The sequence below is a fragment of the Cytobacillus sp. MT66 genome (genome assembly GCF_058792595.1).
In genome coordinates this window covers 145624-162373 of sequence record NZ_JBXAFB010000006.1, presented here as the reverse complement: position 1 = coordinate 162373, position 16750 = coordinate 145624, and the positions used below count along the sequence as shown (strand labels likewise).

Below are 16750 nucleotides of genomic sequence, written 5' to 3'. Positions count from 1 at the left end.
CTTTCCTCCCTATATATATATTAAATAGTTTTCCCAGCCCGAAGCTTTTCAGCAATCTCATCAATTTTTCTCAGTCGATGATTAATTCCCGATTTGCTGATAGTTCCTCCGGAAACCATCTCCCCTAATTCCTTAAGCGTAACATCCTGATGCTCTACCCGCAATTGCGCAATCTCCCTTAATTTATCCGGTAAAATCTGCAGACCGACGGTTTCATCAATGTAATGAATATTTTCCACTTGGCGCAAGGCAGCGCCGATGGTTTTATTCAAGTTCGCTGTTTCACAATTAACGAGGCGATTCACCGAGTTTCTCATATCCCGGACGATCCGGATGTCCTCATATCTTAGCAGTGCGGAATGGGCCCCAATGATGCCCAAGAACTCTGCAATTTTCTCAGCTTCCTTTAAGTATGTGATAAAACCTTTTTTCCGTTCAAGCGTTTTACTGTTTAAATCAAAGGTATTCATCAGTTCACACAGCGAATCATTATGTTCCTTATAAAGCGAAGCAATCTCTAAATGGTACGATGACGTTTCAGGGTTGTTGACAGATCCCCCTGCAAGAAAAGCCCCGCGCAGATAAGAGCGTTTGCAGCATTTCTTTTTGATAAGCTCTTCAGAGATATTATTAGTAAATATAAATCCTTCGCCTAAAATTTTCAAATCCTTGAGTATCTCATTTGCTTGTTCGGACAGCCTAACAATGTACACGTTATTCTTTTTTAATCTCATTTTTTTCCGGACAAGAAGCTCGACCGGAACTGAATAGCTCCTTTTAATCAGGACATAAATTCTTCTTGCGATTGCAGCATTCTCTGTCTGAATATCAACAACCAGTTTTTTATTGGAAAAGGAAAGTGAACCATTCATCCGGATAAGAGCTGACAATTCAGCCTTAGCGCAGCAATCCTTAATATCAAGATTTGTCAGTTCCTTCTTTGTTTCCGAAGCAAAAGACATGTGCTTCACCCCCCTTTGATTGACAAGACTAAAGCCTATATATAATTATTGAAGATCAGCTAGCAGCGAATAAAGAATTTGAGCGACTTCTTTAGTATCATGGCGGATTTTTCCGTCTTTCAGTGTAACAATCTGTCCTGAAATAACCTCTAATCCTAAATCATATAACTGAGCAATGTCAAAGATGACGGGCTGTGATTTCTCCTCATTGTACCGCTCCTGGACCTCTTTCGGAATATCCTCGTTATTAACAAGAATTGTATCCAAAAAGGCAGTATTCATATGATCATAGATGGCTTTAACATGATCACTGGCTGTATAGTTAAAGGTTTCACCCGCCTGTGTCATGATATTGCATATATAAACCTTTTTAGCCTTAGCACGGACAACCTCCGCCCCAAGCCTTGGAACCAATAAGTTGGGCAGAATACTTGTGTACAAACTTCCTGGTCCTATAATAATCAAATCAGCTTTCCTAATAGCGGTAATCGTTTCAGGAAGCGGGTTGATCTGCTTTGGGGTTAAGAACACCCTTTTTATTTTTTTCCCGGAGAACGGTATTTTGGATTCTCCCGAAACCACGGTGCCATCCTCCATCTCAGCGTGCAGAACCACACTTTGATTGGCTGCTGGAAGAACCTTGCCATGAACATTTAGAACCTTGCTCATTTCCTGAATGGCATGAACGAAATTACCGGTAATGGATGTCATGGCAGCAAGGATTAAGTTTCCAAGCGAATGGCCAGAAAGCTCATTTGATGTTGTGAAGCGGTGCTGAAACATTTCCTCAATCAGCGGTTCAACATCTGATAATGCTGCAAGCACATTCCGGATATCACCTGGCGGGGGGATATGCAAGTCATTTCTAAGTCTGCCTGAACTCCCTCCATCATCTGCGACCGTTACAATCGCAGTAATGTCAACGGGAAATTGCTTAAGTCCCCGCAAAAGGACAGGCAGCCCTGTGCCTCCGCCAATGATGACGATTCTAGGCTGTCTATTCGGCCTCATCTCTTTTGGTCCTTTCTATCCGCAATATCGCGGTGTGTGATGCTGACTGGGTAATCATCTTTAAAGCTGTTGCCAATATACTCAGCCAAAGCGACAGAACGATGCTGGCCGCCCGTACACCCAATAGCGATGACAAGCTGGGATTTACCCTCCCTTTTGTAATGAGGGAGCATAAAGCTAAGCAGATCTGTTACCTTTTCAAGAAACTTATGCGTTTCAGTCCATTTGAGTACATAGCCTGAAACCTCATCATCCAGTCCTGTCTTTGGCCGCATGTGTTCAATATAATGCGGGTTTGGCAAAAAACGGACATCAAAGACAAGATCCGCATCAATCGGAATTCCATGCTTAAACCCAAAAGACATCACATGGACATTGAAAATTGCCTTTTTGTTTAAGGAAAATTCGGTTAGAATTTTCTCGCGAAGCTCTCTTGGCTTTAACTTGCTCGTATTATAAATAATCTGTGCCCGTCCCTTTAGCTCCTCTAAAAGGTCGCGTTCCAGCTTGATTCCTTCAAGCGGAAGTCCATTAGGCGCAAGCGGATGCATTCTTCTCGTTTCTTTGTATCTTCGAACAAGTGTCGAATCATCTGCGTCTAGAAATAAAATTTGCGGGGTGACCCATGGAATCTCGGTAAGCTCATCAAGCGCTTTAAACAGATGATCAAAAAATTCGCGGCCGCGAAGATCCATGACAATGGCTGCTTTATTCATTTTATTCCCAGATTCCTTCATGAGTTCTAAGAATTTCGGCAGAAGGGTTGGCGGGAGATTATCTACACAGAAGAAACCAAGATCCTCGAAGCTTTGGATAGCAACTGTCTTTCCGGCGCCGGACATGCCAGTGATTATAACGATTTGCGAATCATTCACTGCATCAGTGCTCATGTATTTCTTCCCCCTGGGTCAATTTTAAAATTTATGCTGCATGAAAAACTGACATGCTGCTGTAAAACTAGCTTGGATCTAATCGGTAGCTGATTAGTTCAAAGTCAGACGTATATGTGAAGGTTCCGTATATAATCCCGTTTCCATGGATCATATATTCAAGGATATGGTAATCACCAGGCGCCATAGGAAGGTTTTTGATTTCTTCAAACGGATGCCAGAAAATTTTACCCTCTTCAGACTCATCTAAGTTTAATCCATCCGCAGCCGTTGCGAGAAAGGTAAACATCATCCATTCAGAAACGACCTGGTCTCCTTCTTTTATAATAAAGGTGAATATCCCCTTAATATTTGGGTTCCGCAAGTAAATGCCTGTTTCCTCTCTGAACTCGCGGATACAGGAGTCCCTAACTGACTCTCCCGGTTCCATCTTGCCCCCTGGCGCTACCCACCAGCCGCGTCTCGGCTTTTGTAACAGTAAAACCTTATCATCTTGTAAAAGGACACAATTAGTGACTCGCTGCATCTTTCTTCACCTCATCGATCTAAATCACGTTCATTGATATAAACGGTGTTTATTCATTTTATTATACTATTTTTGTTATACAGTCACAACGAATTGAAAGCGTAAAACATATGGAAATAAGGGGCGGGGGTTAGCCATGCATCGATCAGGCACCCCGCTTCAATATCTAAAGTACCAGCCTCATGCATAGCAGATCAAAAAAAATAGCACAGATTTATCATCTGTGCTTTACAAAGGATTATATCTTTAAAAGGGGGTCAATTTCTATTTCTATGATACCCAATTATTATTTCATGACTGTTACAGGAAGGTTAAAACGCAATGACGTTTTGTAAATATTTCCTGAACATAGGAACCTCTCTCAGATCTTACCAGAAAAAGCATGCTTTTCGGTCCTACGCTTTAGCTTTCAAGCCCTCTTTAAGCTCCTCAACAAAAACTTGAGCGCTTTGGGCAGCGATACTGCCGTCGCCAGTTGCTGTAACGATCTGGCGAAGCATTTTGTCACGGATGTCTCCAGCAGCGAAAATGCCTGGGACCTTTGTTTCCATTTTCTCATTGGTTACAATATAGCCGTTTTCATTTGTAATGCCAAGGCTTTCAAACGGCTTTGATAATGGATCCATTCCGACATAGACAAAAACACCATCTGTCTTAAATTCCTTTTCTTCACCCGTTTGTGTGTTTACAAGTGTCACACTGCCGGTTTTGCCATTTTCCTCATTAATCTGCTTAACAGTATGATTCCAGATGAAATCAACTTTTTCATTATCGAACGCACGCTGCTGTAAAATGGCTTGTGCGCGCAGCTGATCACGGCGATGCACAATCGTAACCTTAGAAGCAAAGCGGGTAAGGTATACCCCTTCTTCAACAGCAGAATCTCCGCCGCCGATAACAACTAGTTCTTTTCCTTTAAAGAATGCGCCATCACAGACAGCACAATAAGAAACACCGCGTCCGCCAAGTTCTTTTTCGCCAGGAACACCAAGCTTTTTGTACTCAGCACCAGTGCTGATGATGACAGATCTAGCTTTATACTGCTTGGAACCAGCAACAACAGTCTTGTATTCTTCACCGTCAATGACTTCTTTAATATCACCGTAGGCATATTCTGCACCGAATTTTTTTGCATGGTCGAACATTTTTGTAGACAAATCTGGTCCTAATATATGGTCAAATCCTGGATAGTTCTCAACTTCTTCTGTATTTGCCATTTGCCCGCCCGGCACGCCGCGCTCAATCATTAATGTAGCCAGGTTAGCTCGGGAAGTGTAGACTGCTGCAGTCATTCCTGCAGGTCCTGCACCAGCGATAATGACATCATAAATTTTTTCTTCCGTCATGGTCATTCACTCCTTCAAATTCGTGGCCATTATAAAATGGAAGCCTTCTTATTAATGAAATTTTTATAATAGCATTTGAACGTCTAATAATAGTATGCCTTTATACCTTCATCCTATAAAATTAAAGGCCTCGCGTCCAAATATCTGCTCACGAAAGAAGGTTATTCACCAATTTGATATATTTGCCTAACGTTGATGCTGAGACACCGTATTTCCCGGCCATTTCCTTTTGGGAGCTTCTCACCCCGCGCAGTTTCGTCCAAACATATTCAACAGCAGCTGCCCAAGCCCTGTTATTCTTAATGGATTGATTATGATTGGCTGCCTCAACAAAAACGGTGAACCACATTAAAAACAGACCTGCTTCAACCGTCCCGATCGGATGATGGCTTTCATATAGAAGTGCCGCTGTATCATGAATCGGCATTTGGTTTTCCATCTGGCCTCCTTGGCGGACAAAAGACAAATATTCCCGTTCAAGATGGGAAAACCTTTGATTCTTTGTCACCTCTTTAGATGCCAAGATTTCATCTTTCTCATGTGATACAGTGATTAAAAAGAGAGCAAAAAGCCGTTCCTCGATATAATCGCTGTTCAGCTTTTTTAAAATAGATGTCGTGTGGTTTTCAAAGCCATTTTTTCCAGCACGATCGTCATTCCAGGGCTCAAAGCCAATTTTTTCCGGATTAATCTCAATAACCCGTTCCCATGCTGATTGAGAAATTTTCTCCCGGCCAGTAAAGTAGGCTGCATAGGCAAGCCAGTAGTAAAAAGAGCCGTCCCCTTCAAAACCCTGCTTTTGCAGGCGCATTAGCCAAGCATAAGCAACATCATATTCGCCAATTAATGCAAAAGTTGCCCCAAGCTTAAACTGGTGCTCAATGGAAAGCGGACTAATCTTTTTAAGGATATCCTTCAGCTTTTTTACCTCTTGGACATCACGCTGATAATAAGCAAACACGAGCTTATTGCACATCGCATGCAGGTTTCCTGGATTTTCAGAAAATACCTTTTCCAACAGGTCTGATGCCTTCTGATTTTCTCCAAGGTAAAAATAGGCTAGGGCAAGATTATTATAGGCAGACCAATATTCTGGGTAATCCTCAATGACGGTATGAAGAATTTCCACCGCTTTTGGAAAATGGCCAGATTCAAGAAGTTCTCGTGCTTGTTCCTGCTTCTTAATCAGGTCGTCCTGCCCATATAGTTCATCTTCTGTTTCATCTGCTTCCAATGTTAAAAGCTCAATAAGGTCAATCGTATCATCAGCAAATTCGCCGTCCTCATCAAATTCCAGATATAAATTCGCATGATGATAAGCATCCTTAAAAAAGCCTAAATGGGCATAGTTATTAGCAAGAAAATAATGGCATTCAATCATTTCCGGATCCAATTCTTCAAGAATTCGATGCAGCAGACGATTGGCCTGCTGATATTCGCCTAGTTCCGAACATATCACCGCTAATTGGCAGGCAATCATCGGTTCGTCTGGCTCCAGTTGCAGTGCCCGCTGAAAGCATTTTTTCGCTTTATGAAGATCCCGTTTGTGGTAAGCCTTTAGTCCTTTTGAGAAATAATACTCACCAGTCGGGTTAAATGTAAGTAATTTTCCTTTTGGTTGTCTTGCTTTAGAGTCTTTACTCATGAAATCCTCCACCATTCTTATTAACCTAGTAAGTATATCACATATACAAGCCGATGGAGAAGGGTGTGAGGGCTGTAAGATTTGGAGACTTTATGGAAAAAAAACCGGCCGATTATTTGGCCGGTTTTTCTTCACGTCGCTTATTTAATACATTAAGAACTTCTTTTAACGGCAATTCTTGTTCGCGCAATAGAACTAATAAGTGATAAATCAAATCGGCTGCTTCCCACTTTAATTCTTCATGGCTGCGGTTTTTAGCTGCGATAATCACTTCAGATGCTTCTTCACCGACTTTTTTCAAAATCTTATCGACGCCTTTTTCGAACAGGTATGTAGTATAAGCACCTTCAGGACGCTGTTCTTCGCGTTCTTTGATCAATTTTTCAAGATACGCAAGGATTTCAAAATCTTCAAGGCTTGCGCCAGACTCTCCAGTCTGATAAAAGCTCTCGGTAAAACAGCTAGTAGTCCCGTTATGGCAAGCAGGTCCAGCAGGTTCAACTAGAACCACAATCGCATCCTGGTCACAATCAAATTTCATTTCAGCAATTTTTTGGGTATTGCCGCTTGTTTCGCCCTTATGCCACAGCTCGTTTCTTGAACGGCTGAAAAACCAAGTCTCGCCTGACTCTATAGACTTTTCTAAGGATTCACGGTTCATATAGGCAAGGGTTAAAACTTCTTTCGTTGCTGCATCCTGAACAATTGCTGGGATTAAGCCCTTTTCATCAAATTTCAAGCCTTCGATATTCATCTTACAAGCACTCCTTTTTCCTTCAGATATGTCTTCACTTCTGCCACTGATGTCTCTTTGTAGTGAAAAATAGAGGCTGCTAACGCGGCATCGGCTTTTCCCTCTGTAAAAGCTTCCGCAAAATGCTCAGGCCGCCCTGCACCGCCTGATGCAATAACCGGGATTGATACGGCTTCACTTACTGCTTTTGTCAACGCAAGATCAAATCCCTTTTTCTCGCCGTCAGAATCCATGCTTGTCAATAAAATTTCACCGGCACCAAGCTCAGCTGCTTTTTGCGCCCAGTCAATGACCTTCCAATCTGTCGGGGTGCGTCCGCCATGTGTATACACACGCCATGTGCCAATTTCGGGATCATATTTGGCATCAATAGCTACCACAATGCATTGCGAGCCAAAAAAGTCGGCCCCTTCTTTGATTACATCCGGGTTCTTCACAGCTGCAGTGTTTAAAGAAACCTTATCTGCACCAGCACGCAACATCCGTTTCATATCCTCTAATTCATTGATTCCACCGCCAACGGTAAACGGAATCGCTAATTCAGAAGCAACCGATTTAACAACCTCTGTCATCGTTTTCCGTCCTTCAACCGATGCAGAGATATCCAGGAACACAAGCTCATCTGCACCTTGCTCGTCATAAAACCTTGCCAGTTCCACAGGATCTCCTGCGTCACGCAGCTGAACGAATTGAACGCCCTTTACGACGCGGCCATCTTTTACATCCAGGCAGGGAATAATTCTTTTTGTCAGCATGGTTCATTCCCCTTCCTTTAGGGCCTCTTTCACAGAAAAACGGCCTTCATAAATAGCTTTGCCGACGATCGCTCCAGCAACGCCTTCTTTATAAAACTCTCTTAAACTAGCCAAATCAGCCAGGCTGCTGACACCGCCAGAAGCAATCACGTCTTTGCCCGTTTCCTTAGCAAGCAAGCGCACCGCTTCGACATTCGGCCCGGAAAGCATCCCATCTGTGGCGATATCGGTAAAGATAAACGTTTGCGCCCCTGCATCAGCAAAGCGTTTGCCAAGGTCAACCGCTTTTACCTCAGAGGTATTCAGCCAGCCATGTGTTGCCACATAGCCATCTTTCGCATCAAGGCCAACAGCGATTTTTTCACCATATTTGTGAATCATTTCAATCGCAAACTCAGGATTAGAAACAGCAATGCTGCCAATGATTACGCGGGAAACGCCGTTATCAAGATAATGAACAATATCTTCTTCCGTACGGATGCCTCCGCCAATTTGCACCTTCGCCTTTAATTCATTGGCTGCCTGAATGACAAAGGAATCATTGACCCTTTTTCCATCCTTAGCACCATCCAGGTCCACCATATGAATCCACTCGGCACCTTCATCTGCAAACTTTTTTGCCATATCAAAAGGAGAATCCCCGTATACGGTCTCCTGGTTATAATCGCCCTGCAAAAGACGGACGCATTTTCCGCCGCGCATATCAATTGCTGGATATATAGTAAAGCTCATTAGCCGGCCTTCCCTTCCACTAAGATATTTGTAAAATTACTTAATAGCTCCATGCCAACCTGGCTGCTTTTTTCCGGATGAAATTGCATGCCGAATATATTTTCTTTCCCGACAACCGCAGGAACCTCTACATCATAGGAAGCTTTTGCAATGACAACCTCGCTGTCAGCTGTTTCAACATAATAGGAGTGAACAAAATAGGCGTGTCCCTCACTGACGCATTCCAAAATTGGAGATGAATGAACAAATTGCAATTGGTTCCAGCCCATATGCGGAACCTTGTAGCGCTCACCAGCTGAGGTGACCCCAGGGAATCGCTTAACATGACCTGGCAAAAGGTTTAGGCCCTTGGTTTTTCCGTTCTCATCGCTTTCTGTAAATAAAAGCTGCATGCCTAGGCAAATGCCAAGCAGTGGCTTGCCAGACTGAACATATTCCTTGATCATTTCTGTTAGCCCTGTCTCATTGAGAAGCCCCATTGCATCCTTAAAGGAGCCGACTCCTGGCAAAATAAGCCCGTCTGCCTTTATAAGCTCCTCTTTATTTTCTGAAACAAAATAGGGCACATCCAATCTTTCCAGCGCCTTGCTGACACTAAAAAGATTCCCCATACCATAGTCAATAATGCCGATCATTTACAACAGACCTTTCGTAGATGGAATCCCCTTTATATTCGGGTCAATCGTCGTTGCCTCATTCAAAGCTCGTCCAAGCGCTTTAAAAATAGCCTCAATGATATGGTGTGTATTGTGACCATAGTGAACAATGACATGCAGGTTCATTCTTGCTTCTAGAGCAAGCTTCCATAAGAACTCATGGACTAGCTCAGTATCAAAGGTTCCGACCTTCTGGCTTGGGAACTCTGCTCTCATTTCAAGATGCGGGCGATTACTTAAATCAATAACAACTTGAGCCAGCGCCTCATCCATTGGCACAAAAGCATTTCCGTAGCGTTTGATGCCCCTTTTGTCGCCAAGAGCATCTTTTAAAACTTGTCCAAGGCAGATTCCGATATCTTCGGTTGTATGATGATCATCGACTTCGATATCACCTCGTGCATTTACTTTTAAATCAAATTGTCCATGCTTTGCGAAAAGATCAAGCATATGGGTTAAGAACGGAACATTTGTATCAAGCTCGCTTTCTCCCTGTCCATCAATATTAAAAGCTAAGAAAATGTCCGTTTCATTCGTCTTTCTCTTAATTTCAGATCTTCTGGCCATGTTGTCTCCTCCAGGGTTATTTATTCTTTAAGCGGATTTCAATCGCACGGGCATGGGCTTCGAGTCCTTCTAGACGGGCGAATGCTGCGATTTTTGCTCCATTATCGTCTAAAGCCTTCTTGCTATAATAAACAATGCTTGATTTCTTTTGGAAATCCTCCACATTTAACGGGCTGGAAAAACGCGCCGTTCCATTTGTTGGCAGCACGTGATTAGGGCCGGCAAAATAATCACCGACAGGTTCTGGACTAAAGCGTCCAAGGAAAATAGCCCCCGCATGTCTAATCTTCCCTAAAAGATCCATAGGGCTTTCTGTCACAATTTCCAAATGCTCCGGTGCCAGACGATTCACAGTCTCGATCGCTTCATCAAGGGTTTCCGTTACATAAATGGCCCCGAAATTTTCAACTGATTTACCGGCAATCTCTTTTCGCGGAAGCTCAGCCAGCTGTTTTTCAACTTCGGTGTTGACTGCCTGTGCCAGCGTTTCTGACGGAGTAACCAAGATGCTGCAGGCAAATGCATCATGTTCTGCCTGTGACAATAAATCTGCTGCCACTTCATCTGCTTTTGCGCTTTCATCAGCAATAATCGCAATTTCACTAGGACCGGCAATCATATCTATATCGACATCACCGAAAACCTCTCGTTTGGCTAGAGCCACGTAAATGTTTCCAGGACCTGTAATTTTATCAACCGGCTGGATGGTTTCTGTTCCATAAGCTAAGGCTGCAATTGCCTGTGCGCCGCCGACTTTATAAATTTCTTCTGCTCCCGCTTCTTGGGCAGCCACTAGAACAGCTGGCGGCAGTTTGCCTGTCTTTTTATCAGGAGGAGAAGTGATAACTATTCGTTTTACCCCGGCAACCTTCGCAGGCAGCACATTCATGAGCACGGATGATGGATAAGCAGCAGTTCCGCCTGGCACATATAGTCCAACCGAATCAAGCGGAGTCACCTTTTGCCCAAGCATTGTGCCATTTTCATCTGTTGTCATCCAGGATGTGCGCAGCTGCTTTTCATGAAAGGATTTGATATTTGTAGCTGCTTCTTTAATAACCTCAAGGAGTTCAGCGTCAAGGTTTTCATAGGCTTCAGCCTTTTCTTCTGCAGTAACTGCGAACTGCTCTAACAGAATTCCATCAAAGGTTTCTGTAAAGTTTCTGACAGCCTCATCACCATTTTCACGGACCGCTTCGATAATTTTTTTCACAGCAGCCCGCTGTTCCTCGGTACCGCTGTCTACTGATCTTTTTATCGAGATATCATCATTTATTTTTAAAATCTTCATTCTAGCTTCTCTCCTTAGAGAGCGTTGCAGCTCTGTAATCTTTTTACTTCACTTAGACGCTCAACAATCTCGCTGATCCGTTCGTCCTTCAGACGGAAGCTGACAGGATTGACGATGAGTCTTGATGTAATGTCTACAATCCGTTCATATTCCACTAATCCGTTTTCCTTCAGAGTGCGTCCTGTCGAAACAATATCAACAATCCGGTCGGCTAGGCCAATCATTGGCGCTAATTCAATCGAACCGTTAAGCTTTATAATCTCCACTTGCTCCCCTTGCTCTCTGAAATAAGCAGCCGCCACATGCGGATATTTAGTTGCCACTTTTGGCGCAACATCATTCATTTTCGTATTTGGCAAACCAGCCACCGCCAGGTAGCAGGCACTAATATTTAAATCGAGCAGCTCATAGACATCTCTTTCCTCTTCAAGCATTACATCTTTGCCAGCAATCCCAAGATCGGCAACCCCATGCTCGACATAGGTAGGAACATCCATAGGCTTTGCTAAAATAAAACGAAAATTTTCTTCCGGAACATCAATAATTAATTTTCTTGAATCATCGAATTCAGGCGGCAGCTGAAAGCCGGCTTGGCGAAGCAATTCAGCAGCTTCTTCAAAAATACGGCCTTTTGGCATGGCAATCGTTAAAAAGTTGTTCATACTTCCGCCTCCTTTCCAGCTTTTCCTACTAAAAAGACGATATCATCAAAATAGTTTGTGCAGATATCAATATCCTTCACACCGTTAATATCCTGCAGAATAATATGTTTCCCTGATTCCCGCTGTTCTTTCGCATATTGATACGCTTCTTTGCGTCTTTCTGGACTGAAAAGCACACAAGTGACTGGATCCTTTTCACTTTGATCACCTAGAGCTTCAAGCAAACGGTCAATGCGAATAGCAAAACCTGTAGCACCAGTCGCTTTACCGAATTTTTCAAGAAGCATATCATAGCGGCCGCCATTACCGATCGGGAAGCCAACATTACCGGCATACACTTCAAACAAAATGCCTGTGTAATAGCTCATATGGCTGACAAGGGTTAAATCGAATTTAACTTTTTCCTCAAGATTGTAATCAGTCATGATTTTCCAAAGCTGTTCAAGCTCCACAACCGCTTCTCTGCCTTGATCATTTTCAAGCAGGCTGTAGGCAAGATCGAAAATTTCTGACTGGCCGCGAAGCTTTAAGAAATCTATTAAACGCTGCTTGTCGATAGATGAAAGCGCCAATCCTTTTACATGCTCGCGATAGCCGACATAATTCTTTTCGTAAAGGAATCTTGTTAGGGCTTCAACCCTTTCCTCAGTACCTAAGATCTGCAGGAAGAAGGTGTGAACAAAGCCGACATGGCCGATAGAGATTTGGAAATTTTCAAGACCAGACTCCTTTAATGAGGAAACCATTAACGCGATTCCTTCTCCATCTGCTGAAATGGTATAATCTCCGATACATTCCACGCCAATTTGCTCAAATTCTGCCGGACGCCCGCCTTCTCTTTGCTGAGCGCGAAATACATTCGCATCATAGGCCAGACGGATTGGCAAATTATTTTTTAACAGCCTTGATGCAGCCACGCGGGCAATCGGTGTTGTCATTTCCGGTCTTAGCACAAGCGTATGCCCCTGCTGGTCAAGAAGCTTAAACAGCTGCTGATCAAGGATGGCTGAGTTTGTTCCAATGGTTTCATAGTATTCAAGCGTAGGGGTTTCAAGAAATTGATAGCCCCATCTTTTCATTTCATCTTCAATCGCCGTTCTGATTTTCTGCTTTCTGCTATATAAATCTGGCAGGGTATCTCTCATACCAAGAGGCTTTTCAAACATAAACAAGCGGCTCAAATCCATTCACCTCGTTATCATTTCTAAAACGCGTTTTTATAATCGATTTTGCAGAAACGCTTTAGTTCGCTAATGTGGTAGTAAAATAAAGTTAACTGTATTGTAACGCTACTCCCTATATCCGTCAACAAATAATTCAGAAAACATCAGTGAAAAAAACAGCCCTGTCACAAAAGACAGAGCTATACTCGGGCGCGGCCCCAGCAGTTTAAAGCGTTAACGCGATGGGGGTCAGGCCCCCGTTGGTTTAATGCGTTAACGCGGTGGGGGTCAGGCCCCCATTGGTTTAATACGTTAACGCGGTGGGGGTCAGGCCCCCGTTGGTTTAATGCGTTAACGTGGTGGGGGTCAGGCCCCCGGCAGTTTAATGCGTTAACGTGGTGGGGGTCAGGCCCCCGGCAGTTTAAAGTGTTAAAGTGATTTTTCCCCGTAGATGGGGTCGTCGGCCCAGCGGTGGGCCATTTGTTCTTTTGTGTAGATGACGCGCATGGGGTTTCCGCCGACGAAGGAGCCGGGCGGCACGTCTTTATGTACAAGGGTTCCCGCGGAGACAATGGCTCCATCGCCAATGGTGACCCCGGGGAGAATCGTGGAGTTGGCACCAATCATGACTTCACTGCCAATCACCACTTCGCCTAGCCGATATTCCCTAATCAAATATTCATGGGCCAAAATCGTCGTATTATATCCAATCACTGTATTCCTGCCCACACTTATTCTTTCAGGAAACATCACATCCAGCATAACCATCAGTGCAAAGGATGTCTGTTCGCCAACCTTCATTCGCAAAAAGGTCCGGTACAGCCAATTTTTCATCCCCAGAAAAGGCGTATACCTCGCAAGCTGGATGACAACAAAATTTTTCACAACCTTCCAGAAAGGAACGGTCTTGTAAACATGCCAAAGAGAGTTTGCCCCTTCAACAGGATAACGCTTAGTTTTCCTCATTTCTTTCAACCTTTAGAATGTCTAATAGGTCAGCCATATTCTCTAGCATATAATCCGGCTCAAACCCCATTAAAAATTCTCTCCCTTTTATACTCCAGGCAACACCGGCCGTTTTTGTGCCCGCATTTTTCCCTCCTAGAATATCATGTGAGTTATCGCCGACCATCATCGCCTCTTCCGGTTTCGATCCCAGAAGTTCAAGCGCTTTAAAAATCGGCTCGGGATCTGGTTTTGCTTTTTCCACATCATCTAAGGTGACAACCACATCAAAAAACTGATCAAGCTTGGTCAGCTTCAGCCCTTTTTCAACAGTATTAAGAACCTTTGTTGTTACAATACCGATCTTAAAACCCGCTTCCTTAAGAGTGCGAATTGTTTCAAACACTCCAGGGAATTCGGTAACTAATTCATCATGCTTGCTGATATTAAAATCACGATAATGCTGCATCATTTCCTCGGCCCGCTCCATATCAATGGACGTAAACGTCTCCGTTAAAGTAGGTCCCATAAACGGCAAAACATCTTCACGCTTATACTTATCCGGATAATACGTTCCGAGCGTATGCATAAACGATGCGATAATTAATTCATTAGTATCAATCAATGTACCATCTAAATCAAACAATACGGTATTAATTTGTGTGTTCATAAACGGTTTCCTTTCTTTTATCCAAATCCATTCGGTTCCATATAAACCCGACAATAAGTGTCAAAACAACAGCAGCACATAATCGGATAAGAAGAAGCGGCAAAACGGGTATCCCAAGCGGCATAAACATTAAGGTATCTTCAACAACAGCATGGCAGGCAACCAGAAAAATAAACGCTAATGTAACATCCCTTTTACTGACGCCATCCTCCTCAACAGCCTGAATCATCACACCTGCTCCAAAAGCCAAGCCAATGAATAAACCGGCTGCGAGAGTCATAGAAGTGTTTTCCTTCATACCTAGCGCCCTTGTTACCGGCGCCATCCATCTTGAAAAAACAGCCAGCCAATTCAAATCCTTTAAAAACTGAATCACAATCATTAACGGAACAACAATAATAGCTAACTGCAGAACACCCAGCCCTGCTTTTTCAACAGCGTCAAGCAAGATAGAACCCCAGCCTGAAAGCTCCTTATTCTGCGGCGGAATAAATCCATACTGGGCGATTTCCGATCCGCCTTTCCAAACAAGATTGATAATAATTGCTGAAACAACAGCCAATCCAACCCTTACTGCGATAATAATCCACAGCTTGACACCCACTTTGAGGGCAACTCCAGATTCAATCAGTAAATTATGCGAAAAAGAGATCATAACAGCAAGAATGAATACCTCTTTTACCGTTAGTTCTAATGTTAATATGGCCCCAATTCCCGCATATAAATTCACAAAATTCCCTAAAACTATCGGTATGGCAGCATCCCCCGATAAGCCAATGAGATTCATCAGCGGCGTAATCATCCTGATCACCCATGGAAGCACCGGGGTATGCTGCAGGATTGAAACAATAATCGTAACGGGAAAAATAATTTTCCCCAGCGTCCATACGGTTCTTAACCCGACGGCCAATCCCCTTTTCACAGAACCAACCATCATATCTCCTTCTCCTTTAAAACGTTCATCCACGCGGACACAAGTCACCTAGTCCCAAAGTAAATAGAACAGGTCCCTTGTCCCGAATTAAATGGGACAGGGGGACAGGCACCTTGTCCGGAATTAAACGCTCTTATCTAAATAGCGCACATCTGCTTGGCCCTTCATTCTTCTTACGATAATTAGCACAACAGCAACTATGACAAGAACAATAGAAATCATCTGGGCTGCACGCAAATATTCTGTCAGCATTAAGCTGTCCGTTCTCATCCCCTCAACAAAGAACCGGCCGATAGAGTACCAGATCACATATGAAAGAAAGAGCTCCCCACGGCGCAAATTCACCTTTCTTAATGAAAGAAGCAGGATAAACCCAGCTAAGTTCCAAAGGGATTCATATAAAAAGGTTGGATGATAATAAGTTCCATTAATATACATTTGGTTAATGATGAACTCAGGAAGATGAAGGTTTTCTAAAAATGCTCTCGTTACCTCTCCGCCATGAGCCTCCTGATTCATAAAGTTACCCCATCTGCCAATCGCCTGACCTAAAATAATGCTTGGTGCAGCAATATCAGCAATTTTCCAAAAGGATACGTTTCTTTTTCTAGCAAAAACAACAGCGGTAATGACCGATCCAATTAAAGCACCATGAATCGCAATGCCGCCTTCCCAAATTTTTATAATGTCCCCAGGATTTTGGGAATAGTAATCCCATTCAAAAACAACATAATAGATTCGTGCAGATATAATAGCGATTGGTATAGCCCAAAGCAGCAAGTCAGCAAATAAATCCTTTGGAAGACCTCTTCTATCTCCTTCCCTCATCGCAAGCATCAGGGCTAGAGCGATCCCGACGCCGATAATGATTCCATACCAGCGGATCTCAATGGGACCTAGCGCAATCGCAACAGGATTCAGCGGTTGAATAGTTGATTCCATAAACATTGCTCCTTTCTTTAGTTCGTTTTGAGTTTGTTGTGTTGATACGGTGATGACTTTTTTTGTTGTTAGTTACCGAAAGTCTAGGTGCTCACTTCTCTTGGGCACTCATCTGGTATGTTTGTTACCGAAATTTTGCTTCTGCGCTTCGTTTGGGCACTAATCAGCTAGGTTGGTGCCCGAAATTTTAGCTAAGCACTTCGTTCAGGAACTAATTGCCCCAACTGCTTACCCAAAAACCCGCTCACCCTTCAAAAAGGTAACTAGTTCCCACATCTAGTGACGCTAATCTATGATAC

Annotated in this window: 18 protein-coding genes; all 18 read right to left on the bottom strand. The window is 43.3% G+C overall.

Features of this window, described 5'->3' with window-relative positions:
• Nucleotides 1–20: 20 nt before the first annotated feature.
• Entirely contained in the window at nt 21–962 is a 942-nt protein-coding gene (whiA, locus tag AC1Q59_RS12800; protein ID WP_492366225.1) for a DNA-binding protein WhiA, read from the bottom strand.
• Between the two features lie 45 nt (nt 963–1007).
• Nucleotides 1008–1973, bottom strand: coding sequence for a gluconeogenesis factor YvcK family protein (locus AC1Q59_RS12795; RefSeq protein ID WP_492366224.1), 966 nt, complete (start codon nt 1971–1973; stop codon nt 1008–1010).
• Nucleotides 1970–2863, bottom strand: a complete 894-nt coding sequence (gene rapZ, locus AC1Q59_RS12790) for an RNase adapter RapZ (protein ID WP_492366223.1) — start codon at nt 2861–2863, stop codon at nt 1970–1972. The genes AC1Q59_RS12795 and rapZ overlap by 4 nt, the downstream gene beginning before the upstream one ends.
• Before the next feature lie 67 nt (nt 2864–2930).
• Nucleotides 2931–3389, bottom strand: coding sequence for an 8-oxo-dGTP diphosphatase (locus AC1Q59_RS12785; RefSeq protein WP_492366222.1), 459 nt, complete (start codon nt 3387–3389; stop codon nt 2931–2933).
• Between the two features lie 395 nt (nt 3390–3784).
• On the bottom strand, nt 3785–4735 hold the full coding sequence (trxB, locus tag AC1Q59_RS12780; RefSeq protein WP_492366221.1) for a thioredoxin-disulfide reductase: 951 nt from the start codon (nt 4733–4735) through the stop codon (nt 3785–3787).
• 148 nt (nt 4736–4883) lie between these two features.
• The gene (locus AC1Q59_RS12775) at nt 4884–6380 is read right to left on the bottom strand and encodes a tetratricopeptide repeat protein (RefSeq protein WP_492366220.1); all 1497 of its coding nucleotides are present in this window, start codon (nt 6378–6380) and stop codon (nt 4884–4886) included.
• 112 nt (nt 6381–6492) lie between these two features.
• Nucleotides 6493–7134 (bottom strand): bifunctional phosphoribosyl-AMP cyclohydrolase/phosphoribosyl-ATP diphosphatase HisIE, encoded by a 642-nt coding sequence (gene hisIE / locus AC1Q59_RS12770; protein WP_492366219.1) that lies wholly within the window; start codon nt 7132–7134, stop codon nt 6493–6495.
• Nucleotides 7131–7889, bottom strand: a complete 759-nt coding sequence (gene hisF, locus AC1Q59_RS12765; protein WP_492366218.1) for an imidazole glycerol phosphate synthase subunit HisF — start codon at nt 7887–7889, stop codon at nt 7131–7133. Before hisF ends, hisIE begins: the two co-directional genes overlap by 4 nt.
• A gap of 3 nt (nt 7890–7892) precedes the next feature.
• Nucleotides 7893–8621 (bottom strand): 1-(5-phosphoribosyl)-5-[(5-phosphoribosylamino)methylideneamino]imidazole-4-carboxamide isomerase, encoded by a 729-nt coding sequence (gene hisA, locus AC1Q59_RS12760; RefSeq protein WP_492366217.1) that lies wholly within the window; start codon nt 8619–8621, stop codon nt 7893–7895.
• Nucleotides 8621–9256, bottom strand: a complete 636-nt coding sequence (hisH, locus tag AC1Q59_RS12755; RefSeq protein ID WP_492366216.1) for an imidazole glycerol phosphate synthase subunit HisH — start codon at nt 9254–9256, stop codon at nt 8621–8623. The genes hisA and hisH overlap by 1 nt, the downstream gene beginning before the upstream one ends.
• Nucleotides 9257–9844 (bottom strand): imidazoleglycerol-phosphate dehydratase HisB, encoded by a 588-nt coding sequence (hisB, locus tag AC1Q59_RS12750; RefSeq protein ID WP_492366215.1) that lies wholly within the window; start codon nt 9842–9844, stop codon nt 9257–9259.
• 16 nt (nt 9845–9860) lie between these two features.
• Nucleotides 9861–11135 (bottom strand): histidinol dehydrogenase, encoded by a 1275-nt coding sequence (hisD, locus tag AC1Q59_RS12745; RefSeq protein ID WP_492366214.1) that lies wholly within the window; start codon nt 11133–11135, stop codon nt 9861–9863.
• 14 nt (nt 11136–11149) lie between these two features.
• Nucleotides 11150–11797: an ATP phosphoribosyltransferase gene (hisG, locus tag AC1Q59_RS12740; RefSeq protein WP_492366213.1), complete on the bottom strand. Its 648-nt coding sequence runs from the start codon at nt 11795–11797 to the stop codon at nt 11150–11152.
• Nucleotides 11794–12978, bottom strand: coding sequence for an ATP phosphoribosyltransferase regulatory subunit (locus AC1Q59_RS12735; RefSeq protein WP_492366212.1), 1185 nt, complete (start codon nt 12976–12978; stop codon nt 11794–11796). Before AC1Q59_RS12735 ends, hisG begins: the two co-directional genes overlap by 4 nt.
• A gap of 411 nt (nt 12979–13389) precedes the next feature.
• A complete protein-coding gene (locus AC1Q59_RS12730) occupies nt 13390–13926 on the bottom strand; it encodes an acyltransferase (protein ID WP_492366211.1) in 537 nt (178 codons plus the stop codon).
• Nucleotides 13913–14575: a pyrophosphatase PpaX gene (gene ppaX, locus AC1Q59_RS12725; RefSeq protein ID WP_492366210.1), complete on the bottom strand. Its 663-nt coding sequence runs from the start codon at nt 14573–14575 to the stop codon at nt 13913–13915. Before ppaX ends, AC1Q59_RS12730 begins: the two co-directional genes overlap by 14 nt.
• Nucleotides 14559–15512: a nucleoside recognition domain-containing protein gene (locus tag AC1Q59_RS12720; RefSeq protein ID WP_492366209.1), complete on the bottom strand. Its 954-nt coding sequence runs from the start codon at nt 15510–15512 to the stop codon at nt 14559–14561. Before AC1Q59_RS12720 ends, ppaX begins: the two co-directional genes overlap by 17 nt.
• 120 nt (nt 15513–15632) lie before the next feature.
• Nucleotides 15633–16451: a prolipoprotein diacylglyceryl transferase gene (gene lgt, locus AC1Q59_RS12715; RefSeq protein WP_492366208.1), complete on the bottom strand. Its 819-nt coding sequence runs from the start codon at nt 16449–16451 to the stop codon at nt 15633–15635.
• Between the last annotated feature and the right edge of the window lie 299 nt (nt 16452–16750).